This window comes from Nonomuraea sp. NPDC051298 (assembly GCF_055586305.1).
The window spans coordinates 1-9,840 of the sequence record NZ_JBVJIM010000057.1 but is presented as its reverse complement, the minus strand read 5'-3'; the positions used below and the strand labels follow the sequence as shown (position 1 = coordinate 9,840).

The following is a 9,840-nucleotide window of genomic DNA, read 5'->3' as shown; positions in this document are numbered from 1 at the left end:
GCAGTTGCGAGGGTGTCTAACTCTTTCGTCACACATCGAGCATGGGCACCCTCGCCCTATCTCCGCAGCTATGCCTTGGCATCAATCATCTAGCCCCGCTCGCCGTCAGCCCCGCCGTCAGCCCTGCCCGCCGTCAGCCCCGCTCCAGCAGGGTGACGATGTGCTCGCTGACCCCGGCCAGCAGGGTCGAGGGCTCGATGGGCGCGTCGGCGATCGCCGAGAACAGCGAGGCCAGCCCCGGCAGCGGGAACCCGTCGTCCTTCAGCGCCGCCGAGCCGACCGCATTCTTGTCGAGCGCCGCCCGGCTGCGGTCCCACGCGTCGAGCACCTCCTCCGGCGAGGGCACCCCGAACCCGTGCCCGACCGGCGCCGCGTGCCGCAGCCGGACGAGCGGCGTCTCGGCGAAGGCCAGCGCCGTGCGCGAGCGCGCCTGCAGGTCGGCCCGCGGCTCCGGGGCGATCCAGTCCATGGCCGTGCACGGCTTGCGGCAGGTGGCCACGCACACCGCCAGCGCGCCGGCCACCTGGCTGTGCTGCCGGTCGAAGTAGGCCCGCCACCCCTCGGACGGCTCGGTGGAGACCCGCAGCGTCCGGTTCGTGGCCGACTGCTCGGACTTGGTGTGGTCGCACTCCCGGTCGCCGATCACGCCGAACCTGCTCCCGGTCGCGCTCAGCCCCTCCGGCCACCTGGCCGGGTCGCCGGCGTGGCCGAGCTGCGGCTCGAAGGCCAGCAGCGGCAGGTATTCGCTGGCGATGTGCACCGTGGCGATCATGGTGCTCAGCTCGCGCCGGTGCCAACGGGCGGCGATCACCTCCAGCAGCAGCCCGTACGCGGGACGCAGGGACTCCAGCGCCCCGCGCGGCTGTTCGCGCGGCGTCTGCGGCATGTGGCAGGCGCGGGCGCGCCGCCGCAGGTCGGCGGGCACCACCCGGGCCTCGGTCGCGAAGTCCTCGGCGTCGAGCGAGAGCAGCCGGTGCCCGAACTCGCACACCTCCGTGATCTCCGCGGCGGGCGCGAGCGCGCCGAGGTCGGCGAAGGCGTAGCGGCGGGCGAGGGCGATGAGCAGGTCACGAGTCGAGTCCACGCGTTGACTTTCTCACGATCAGCAGGTGATGACGGACATGAGGCCGATGGGTGTCGGCAGGCCGACATGATCAGGAACAGCCGGATGTGGGCGAGGACGACCGGTACGAGCCAGGACACTCGGGGGCGGCCGGCCCTGCCGGAGACGGCTGACACACCGGGATCCCCGGGCACGCCGGACCCTGGGCACGCGGTCAGGAACGGCGGACTCCCAGGAGCGCACGGCCGGCGACCGGCGGGATCCTGGGATCACGGGAAGAGGCGGCACCCGGGGATCAGGGGCACGGCGCCCGGATGCACTGGATGTCGCCGGGCGGCCCGCTGACCGTGGGCTCGGACGTCGGCTCCTCGGGGCCCGGCGAGGTGGGCGGCTCTTCCGTCGGCTTGGGCTCGGAGGCGGTCGGCGTGGCCGTCGGCGTCTGGGGCGGCGGCGTGACGGTGACCGTGGGGCTGAAGCTGGGCACCTGGGTGACGCCCCGGGTGGGCCGCGGCGTGGGCTGGCGCTTGGTCGGCGGCGCCGACTGCCTCCTGGTCGAGGTCGGCGACGTCTGCGGGACGAGGTAGGTCGCGGTGCCCTCGACCGTGGGCACCGGCTCGTCGACGACCTCGCCGGTCGTCGGCTCGGCCGGCCGCAGCCACACGGACCCGGCCACGACCCCCGTCACGACCACGGCCGCCACCATGGTGAGCATCGCCCGCACGGTACGCGGCCGACGCGGCTCAGGCAGCCTGCCGGGGTCGCTCAGCGCCTTGCGCGCGGCCTCGGCCATCATCGGGGCCGTCTGCCAGCGCGCGTCCGGCGTCTTCTCCAGCGCCTTGGCCACCACCTGCCGCGGCCCAGGCGGGATGCTCTCGGGCAGGCGCGGGACGGGGGAGTTGAGGTGCTTGAAGATGATCTGTACGGGAGTGTCGCCCTGGAACGGCAGCCGCCCGCTCAGGCACTCGTACGCCACCACGCCCAGCGCGTAGACGTCGACCGCGGGGCTCACCTCGCTGGAGGTGGCCATCTCGGGCGCGCAGTAGCCGGCCGAGCAGAGCATCGTGCCCGTGGCCGTCAGGTGGCCGAGGGAGGCGGAGTGGGCGATGCCGAAGTCGGTGAGCACCACGCCGCCGTCGGGCCTGACCATGAGGTTGGCCGGCTTGACGTCGCGGTGCACGATGCCCTGCGCGTGCGCGGCGGCCAGCGCGTCGGCGACCTCGGCGACCAGGCGCATCGTGGTCTCGGGGTCGAGCGCCCCGCGCCGCAGGACGCGGTCGAGCGACTCGCCCTGCACGTATTCCATGACCAGGAAGCTGACCTGGCGGCCCTCGACATCGCAGATGCCGTAGTCGTAGACGTCGACCACGCCGGGGTGGCGCAGCGTGGCCATGGCCCTGGCCTCGTTCTGGAAGCGCTGGGTGAAGGTGGGGTCTTCGCTGAGCGCGGGCATGAGCACCTTGACCGCGACCGTGCGCCCGAGAACCGTGTCGTCGGCACGCCACACCTCGCCCATGCCCCCGCCGCCGAGTCGGCCGCCGAGCAGGTAGCGGTCGTTGAGGGTGGTCCCCGCGCCTAGCACGCTTTGAGGCTAACACCGTGGCCAGGGTGCCATCGTCAAGTCGGCGTAGCCGGCAGGACTCAATGGCCTACCGGCTACGCAGGTCAGAAGGCTGCCGTGGGCCCGATCCGGGCGCCGGGCCCACGCCCGCGCGGGGCCTGGGCGCCCGGATCAGGCGGGTGGATCAGGCGGGTGGATCAGACGGAGTCGGCGTCCTTGTCCCGGTTGCGCAGCGCGCGGCTGACGCCGTCGGCGCCCTCCAGGACGAGGCGGCGCAGCGCCTGCGGCGGCTGCTCCGCCGTGAGGAAGTCGTCCGCCGCCTGGACCGTCGCCTGCTCGATGACCAGCCCGGGGAAGCATCCGACGGCGAACGTCGAGGCCTGGTCGAACGTCCACTCCCGGTAGATGCGCCCGGCCTCGGCGAAGTACTTCTCCCGGTACGGCGCCAGCAGCTCGACGTGGTGCGGGTCCTGGAAGCCGTTGACCGTGGCGCGGGCGATGTGGTTGGCCAGCTCGCCGCCCACGATGCGCTCCCAGGCCGCCGCCTTCGCCTCGGCCGTCGGGATCGCGGCCCGGCACAGCGCGGCCGAGCGCTCACCGGTCGCCGTAGGGTCGAGCGCCAGCTCGGCGTCGATGGCGGACTCGTCCAGCCGGCCGCCGGTGACCAGCGCGTGCAGGAGCGTCCAGCGCAGGTCGGCGTCGACGGCCAGCCCCTCGGGCACGGCCGAGCCGTCGAGGATGCCCTGGAGCAGGTCGAGGTCGCCGGCCGAGGTGGCCGTCGGGGCGAACGCCTGCAGGAAGGCGAGCTGGTGGTCGGAGCCGGGCGCGGCCGAGGCGAGCAGCGTGCGCAGCTCGGCGGCCAGCAGCGCCAGGCCCTCGGCCCGCCAGGACGGGGCCGCGTACTGCTGCGCGGTCTGGCGCGCCTGGCGCAGGATCGCCTGCAGGACCGTGATGTCGGTGACCGTCGCGGCGCCGGAGACGACCAGCTTGACGTAGTCGCGCGCGGGCATCTCGCCGTCGCGGGTCATGTCCCAGGCCGACGACCAGCACAGGGCGCGCGGCAGCGACTCGGTGAACGCCGCGATGCCGCCCTCCACCAGGGTGCGCAGCGACCGCTCGTCGAGGCGGACCTTGGCGTAGGTGAGGTCGTCGTCGTTGAGCAGCACCAGGTCGGGCTGCTCGTCGCCGACGAGCTGGGCCACGTTCGTACGCGCGCCGACGACGTCCAGCTCGACCCGCCTGGTCCGGGTCAGCTTGCCGTCGGCCAGCGTGTAGAGCCCGATCGCGATGCGGTGCGAGCGCAGCGTCGGGTAGTCGGCGGGGGCCTCCTGCACGACCTCGAACTTGGTGAAGCGGCCCCCCGACACCTCGAACTCGGGGCGCAGCGTGTTGACCCAGGAGGTCTCCAGCCACTCCTTCGACCAGGCCGACAGGTCGCGGCCGGAGGTGCGTTCGAGGGCGTCGAGCAGGTCCTTCAGCTCGGTGTTGCCCCAGGCGTGCTCGGCGAAGTAGTCGCGTACGCCGGCCAGGAAGTTGTCCAGGCCGACGTAGGCGACGAGCTGCTTGAGCACCGAGGCGCCCTTGGCGTACGTGATGCCGTCGAAGTTGACCTCGACCGCCTGCATGTCGGGGATGTCGGCGGCGATGGGGTGGGTGGAGGGGAGCTGGTCCTGGCGGTAGGCCCACGCCTTCTCCACGTTCGCGAACGTGGTCCACGCGCCCTTGCCCCACCGCGTGGCCTCGGCCTGGGACAGCACGGACATGTAGGTGGCGAACGACTCGTTCAGCCACAGGTCGTCCCACCAGCGCATGGTGACGAGGTCGCCGAACCACATGTGCGCCATCTCGTGCAGGATCGTCTCCGCGCGCCGCTCGACGACCGCGTCGGTGACGCGGGAGCGGAAGACGTAGTCCTCCAGGAAGGTCACGCAGCCCGCGTTCTCCATCGCGCCGGCGTTGAACTCGGGGACGAAGAGCTGGTCGTACTTGCCGAACGGGTAGCGCTGCCCGAACACCTTGTGGAAGAAGTCGAAGCCCTGCCGGGTGACCTCGAGGATGTTGTCGGCGTCGAGGTGCTCGGCGAGCGAGGCACGGCAGTAGACGCCCAGCGGGATGCCGTCGTGCTCGGAGGTCACCTTGTGGTACGGCCCCGCCACCAGCGCGGTGATGTAGGTGGAGATGACCGGGGTGGGCGGGAACTCCCACCGCTTGGCGGCCCGCACGGTGCCGTGCCGGCCCGCCTGCTCGGGCAGCTCCTCGACCTTGGCGGCGGCGGCGTTGGAGACGACCTCCCAGTCGCCAGGGGCCAGCACGGTGAGCTGGAAGGCGGCCTTGAGGTCGGGCTGGTCGAAGCAGGCGTACATGCGGTGCGCGTCGGCGGTCTCGAACTGGCTGTGCAGGTAGACGCGCTGGTCGACCGGGTCGACGAAGCGGTGCAGCCCCTCGCCTGTGCGCATGTAGGCGCAGTCGGCGTCCACGACCAGCTCGTTGGCGGCGGCCAGGGAGGGCAGCGGGAAGCGGCCCTTCTCGGCGTCGTAGGCGGACACGTCGAGGTCCTCGCCGTTGAGCGTGACCTTGCGGAGGTCGGCGCCGTGCAGGTCGATGAAGGTGGACACGCCCGGCGTCTCGCTGGTGAAGCGGACCGTCGTGACGCTCTCGAAGCGCTCGTCTCCCTCCGTCAGGTCGAGTGCGACCTCGTACGACTCGACCTTCAACAGCCGGGCGCGCTCGCGAGCCTCGTCCCGGGTCAGGTTGCCTGCCAAGTTGCGCTCCTTTTTACCACTTCGTCGGGGATGTCCGTATCCTGTCATGCCGGGAATAGGACCCGCTCCACCTCAGGTTACGGGGAGACATGACAGAGAAGATTCCGGTGGACCTGTGGTTCGATCCTGCCTGCCCGTTCGCCTGGGTTACGTCACGATGGCTGCTCGAAGTAGAGAAAGTTCGGCCTATCGCCCCTCGGTGGCGGCAGATGTCGCTCTACTTCCTCAATGAAGAGAAAGATGTCCCGGCCGACTACCTCGAGCGCGCCGCCCGGGCCATGGGGTCGGTCAGGGTGATCGCCGCGGCGGCGGCCAAGCACGGGGAGCACGTCATCGGGCAGCTCTACACCGGCATCGGCACCCGCCTGCACAATCAGGGCCTCGGCAAGGAGAGCGAGCGCCTGCGCGAGGTCATCGAGGGCGCGCTCGACGACGCCGGTCTCGACCGGAGCCTGGCGGACGCCATGCACTCCGAGGAGTACGACCCCGCCATCCGCGTCTCGCACGACGAGGGCATCGGCCTGGTCGGCCAGGAGGTCGGCACCCCGATCATCCGCGTCGGCGAGAACGCCTTCTTCGGGCCCGTGATCACCAGGATCCTGCGCGGCGAGGAGGCGGGCAGGCTGTGGGACGGCGTGCTCATGGTCACCCAGTACGACGACTTCTTCGAGCTGAAGCGCACGCGCACCAAGCGGCCCCAATTCGACTGACACAATTCGACTGACACAGCTCGGCTGACACAGCTCGACTGACACACGGAGGGGAAGAAGGTCGGCCGCGGTGTAAAGGGCTTATCCCCGGGGCGAGGATGAGCCCTCGCATTCTCGTCGCGAACGCTGTCAGGATGGGTCCATGCGTGAGCTGTACATAGGCGGCTCTTGGACCGCTTCGGCATCCGACGAATCCATCGAGGTCGTCAACCCCGCCACGGAAAACGTCATCGACCGGGTGCCCGCGGGCGCCCCCGACGACGTCGAGGCGGCCGTGGGCGCGGCTCGAAAAGCCTTCCCCGCGTGGTCGCGGACGGCCGCCGCCGAGCGGGGCAGATTGCTCGCCGGCGCGGCCGACCTGCTCAGACAGCGCGCCGACGACATGGCCAAGACCATCGCCACCGACATGGGCGCGCCACTGGGCTTCGCGCTCAAGGTGCAGACGCTCATGCCGGCCACCGTGCTGTCCACCTACGCCCAACTCGCCGAGACCCATCCGCGCGAGGCCAAGGTCGGCAACTCACTGGTCGTCAAAGAGCCCATCGGCGTCGTCGCCGCGATCACCCCGTGGAACTACCCGCTGCACCAGATCGTGTGCAAGGTCGCCCCCGCGCTGGCCGCCGGGTGCACCGTGGTGCTCAAGCCGAGCGAGGTGGCGCCGCTGGCCGCGTACGCGCTGGCGGAGATCTTCGCCGAGGTGGGCCTGCCGCCGGGTGTGTTCAACCTGGTCAGCGGGCGGGGGCCGGTCGTCGGCGAGGCCATGGCCGCCCACCCCGACGTCGACATGGTCTCCTTCACCGGCTCCACCGTCGCCGGGCGCCGGGTGGCCGCGCTGGCCGCCAAGTCGGTCAAGCGGGTGGCGCTCGAACTGGGCGGCAAGTCCGCCAACATCATCCTGCCGGACGCCGACCTGGCCCTGGCCGTCAAGGTCGGCGTGGCCAACTGCTTCGTCAACGCCGGCCAGACGTGTTCGGCGTGGACCCGGATGATCGTCCAGCGCGACCAGTACGACGAGGCCGTCCGCCTGGCCGTCGAGATCGCGCGCGGCTACCGCGTCGGCGACCCCTTCGACGAGTCCACCAAGATCGGGCCGCTGGTGTCGGCGGCCCAGCGCGACCGTGTGATCCGCTACATCAACCGGGGCCAGGAGGAGGGTGCCCGACTGGTCACGGGCGGCACCGACTACCTGCACGAGCGCGGCTACTACGTCGAGCCGACCGTGTTCGCGGCCGTCGAGCCGGGCATGACGATCGAGCAGGAGGAGATCTTCGGCCCGGTCCTGTCGCTGATCCCGTACACGAACGAGGACCAGGCCGTCGACATCGCCAACGGCACCAGGTACGGACTGGCCGGCGCCGTCTGGGCGGGCACCGAGGACCGCGCGGTGGCCGTCGCCCGCCGCCTGCGTACGGGCCAGGTGGCCGTCAACGGCGGCCGGTTCAACCCGCTGGCCCCCTTCGGCGGCTACAAGCAGTCGGGCGTGGGCCGCGAGCTGGGCGAGCACGGCATGGAGGAGTACCTCGAGGTCAAGTCGCTGCAGTTCTAGCGAGCCCGGGGGCGTGGCGGGCGGGCCGTCCGTCACGCCCGGGGTCGGTCAGGAGGGCGTCAGAGGAAGAGGCCGCCGGTCGCCAGCACGTTCTGGCCGGTGACCCAGCGCCCGTCGGGCCCGGCCAGGAACGCCACCACCGCGGCGATGTCGTCGGGCCTGCCCAGCCGCCGCAGCGCCGTGAAGGCGGGTGTCTGCTCCAGCGCCTCAGGCGGGTTGGCGCCGCGCAGCATGTCGGTGTCGGTGGCTCCGGACGAGACCGTGTTCACCGTGATCCCGCGCCCGCCCAGCTCCCGCGCGGCCACCTTGGTGAACTGCTCCATCGCCCCCTTGCTGCCGCAGTAGAGCGACAGCGTGGGCGCGGGCATGAGCGTGTTGAGCGAGGAGATGCTGACGATCCGCCCGCCGTCGCGCATCACCCGCCCCGCCCACTGGATGGTCAGGAAGACCGAGCGGGTGTTCACCGCGAACGCCCGCTCGTAGTCCTCGTCGGTGATCTCGGTCATGGGTTTCTGCGGCCCGGCGGTGGCGGCGTTGTTGACCAGGATGTCCACCCCGGGCAGCCGCTCCTCCGCCTCGGCGAACAGCCGCGCCAGGTCCTCTTTGCCCGCCAGGTCGGCGCGTACGGCGTGCGCGCCCGTCTCCTTGGCGACCTGCTCGGCCGCCTCCGCGGAGTGCTCGTAACAGAAGACGACGTCCGCGCCGTCGGCGGTCAGCCGCTCCACGATGGCCCTGCCGATGCCCCTGGAGCCGCCGGTGACCAGTGCGCCCTTTCCGGAAAGTACGCTCATGCCGCCAAACTACGCCCTCAGCATGATCTTGCGCGCCTCGTCGCGCGGCAGGCGGTCCACGTACAGCTCTCCGTCGAGGTGCCCGGTCTCGTGCTGGAAGCAGCGGGCCAGCGAGCCGCGGGCCTTGACGCGTACCTGCCGCTGGAGCCGGTCGACGCCCTCGACGGTCACGCCCGCGGCACGGGCGACCGGGGCGTAGATCGGCCGGCCGGTCCGGCGGTCGGGCACCGACAGGCAGCCCTCCTCGTCGAGCACCTCCTCCGGGTCGTCCACGGTCAGCAGGGGGTTGACCACGTGCCCCTTGCGTCCGGCGATGTCGTAGACGAACAACCGCCGCGACACGCCGATCTGCGGGGCGGCCAGACCCACGCCGTTGACCGCGTACATGGCCAGGAACATCTCGTCGATCAGCCGGCGCAGCTCGCGGTCGAAGTCGGTCACCGGCTCGGCGGGCGTACGCAGGACCGGATCGCCGATGAAGCGGATCTCTCGCATGGCTCTCTGTTCTCGCTTCTGTAAGGGGTGGACGCGGTATGAGGTCCTTACTTTAGCGAGCGAGCCCGATCGCCGGGCTGTGGAAGACTGGTCGCGTGCGTGTCTACATCGGTGCCGACCATGCCGGCTATGAGCTCAAGAACCACCTCGTGTCCTGGCTGAAGGACCACGGGCACGAGGTGACCGACTGCGGTCCCTTCGTCTACGACGCCGAGGACGACTACCCGGCGTTCGTCCTGCGGGCGGCCGAGGGCGTCGCCGGCGACCCCGCCAGCCTGGGGGTGGTCATCGGCGGGTCCGGCAACGGCGAGCAGATGGCCGCCAACAAAGTACGCGGCATCCGCGCGGCCCTGGCCTGGAGCGAGGAGACGGCCGCCCTGGCCCGCGAGCACAACAACGCGAACATCGTGAGCCTGGGCGCCCGCATGCACTCCGTCGACGAGGCCACCAGGTTCGTGGAGGTCTTCCTGACCACCGCGTTCTCCGGCGGCGAGCGCCACAGCAGGCGCATCGCGCAACTGGCCACCTACGAGACGATCGGCCAGTTGCCCTCGCTGCCCTAGCCCTCAGCCCTTGCCCGTGGCCGGTCGTTTGGGGTCGCGCTTGGGCATCTCGTCACGCAGGGGCCGCCGGTCGGCGGCCTCCTGCTGTTCCTTCGACGGTCTCGAAACGTCGCGGGCGCGCAGGGCGACGACCGCGGTGATCTGCAGACTTTGCAGCGCCATACCGCCGAGCCTACGCCACCTCCGCCCGCCCGCCCCGGCGGACGGGCCGGTGCAGGCGGCTCGCGACGGGCTAGTGGGCCGTCCCGGAACGTTGACCGGGTAATTGATCTCGGCTGGTGGACCCGTCAGGCTGGCTGTCTCTGGAAGCTGGGAGGTAGTCGTGGCTCGTCCACCGGATGTGTTCGTCCGG

General features: G+C 71.3%; 9 protein-coding genes. 3 read left to right on the top strand and 6 right to left on the bottom strand.

What is annotated here, in order from left to right; all coding sequences use genetic code 11:
• Window positions 1–133 precede the first annotated feature (133 nt).
• The 3 genes from ACZ6S0_RS52775 to pepN form a co-directional block, all read right to left on the bottom strand.
• Entirely contained in the window at window positions 134–1,084 is a 951-nt protein-coding gene (locus tag ACZ6S0_RS52775; protein ID WP_465928710.1) for a hypothetical protein, read from the bottom strand.
• A 274-nt stretch (window positions 1,085–1,358) separates the two neighbouring features.
• Window positions 1,359–2,642 carry a serine/threonine-protein kinase gene (locus ACZ6S0_RS52770; RefSeq protein ID WP_465928708.1) on the bottom strand — a complete coding sequence of 428 codons (1,284 nt, stop codon included), beginning with the start codon at window positions 2,640–2,642 and terminating at the stop codon, window positions 1,359–1,361.
• A gap of 176 nt (window positions 2,643–2,818) precedes the next feature.
• Window positions 2,819–5,383, bottom strand: coding sequence for an aminopeptidase N (pepN, locus tag ACZ6S0_RS52765; protein WP_465928706.1), 2,565 nt, complete (start codon window positions 5,381–5,383; stop codon window positions 2,819–2,821).
• An 89-nt stretch (window positions 5,384–5,472) separates the two neighbouring features.
• Here pepN and ACZ6S0_RS52760 point away from each other — a divergent pair, with 89 nt between their 5' ends.
• Window positions 5,473–6,093: a mycothiol-dependent nitroreductase Rv2466c family protein gene (locus ACZ6S0_RS52760; RefSeq protein WP_465928704.1), complete on the top strand. Its 621-nt coding sequence runs from the start codon at window positions 5,473–5,475 to the stop codon at window positions 6,091–6,093.
• A gap of 142 nt (window positions 6,094–6,235) precedes the next feature.
• Window positions 6,236–7,639: an aldehyde dehydrogenase family protein gene (locus ACZ6S0_RS52755; RefSeq protein ID WP_465928702.1), complete on the top strand. Its 1,404-nt coding sequence runs from the start codon at window positions 6,236–6,238 to the stop codon at window positions 7,637–7,639.
• Between the two features lie 59 nt (window positions 7,640–7,698).
• Here ACZ6S0_RS52755 and ACZ6S0_RS52750 read toward each other — a convergent pair whose 3' ends face one another.
• A complete protein-coding gene (locus tag ACZ6S0_RS52750) occupies window positions 7,699–8,430 on the bottom strand; it encodes an SDR family oxidoreductase (protein WP_465928700.1) in 732 nt (243 codons plus the stop codon).
• 9 nt (window positions 8,431–8,439) lie between these two features.
• Window positions 8,440–8,925, bottom strand: a complete 486-nt coding sequence (def, locus tag ACZ6S0_RS52745; RefSeq protein WP_465928698.1) for a peptide deformylase — start codon at window positions 8,923–8,925, stop codon at window positions 8,440–8,442.
• Between the two features lie 95 nt (window positions 8,926–9,020).
• Here def and ACZ6S0_RS52740 point away from each other — a divergent pair, with 95 nt between their 5' ends.
• Window positions 9,021–9,488, top strand: coding sequence for a ribose-5-phosphate isomerase (locus ACZ6S0_RS52740; RefSeq protein ID WP_465928696.1), 468 nt, complete (start codon window positions 9,021–9,023; stop codon window positions 9,486–9,488).
• Between the two features lie 3 nt (window positions 9,489–9,491).
• Here ACZ6S0_RS52740 and ACZ6S0_RS52735 read toward each other — a convergent pair whose 3' ends face one another.
• Window positions 9,492–9,650, bottom strand: a complete 159-nt coding sequence (locus ACZ6S0_RS52735) for a hypothetical protein (RefSeq protein ID WP_465928694.1) — start codon at window positions 9,648–9,650, stop codon at window positions 9,492–9,494.
• Window positions 9,651–9,840: the final 190 nt, after the last annotated feature.

Excerpts from the sequence above, each read along its gene's own strand:
- ACZ6S0_RS52760 (WP_465928704.1), top strand. The coding sequence starts at position 5,473 with ATGACAGAGAAGATTCCGGTGGACCTGTGGTTCGATCCTGCCTGCCCG.
- ACZ6S0_RS52755 (WP_465928702.1), top strand. The coding sequence starts at position 6,236 with ATGCGTGAGCTGTACATAGGCGGCTCTTGGACCGCTTCGGCATCCGAC.
- ACZ6S0_RS52750 (WP_465928700.1), bottom strand. The coding sequence starts at position 8,430 with ATGAGCGTACTTTCCGGAAAGGGCGCACTGGTCACCGGCGGCTCCAGG.
- def (WP_465928698.1), bottom strand. The coding sequence starts at position 8,925 with ATGCGAGAGATCCGCTTCATCGGCGATCCGGTCCTGCGTACGCCCGCC.
- ACZ6S0_RS52735 (WP_465928694.1), bottom strand. The coding sequence starts at position 9,650 with ATGGCGCTGCAAAGTCTGCAGATCACCGCGGTCGTCGCCCTGCGCGCC.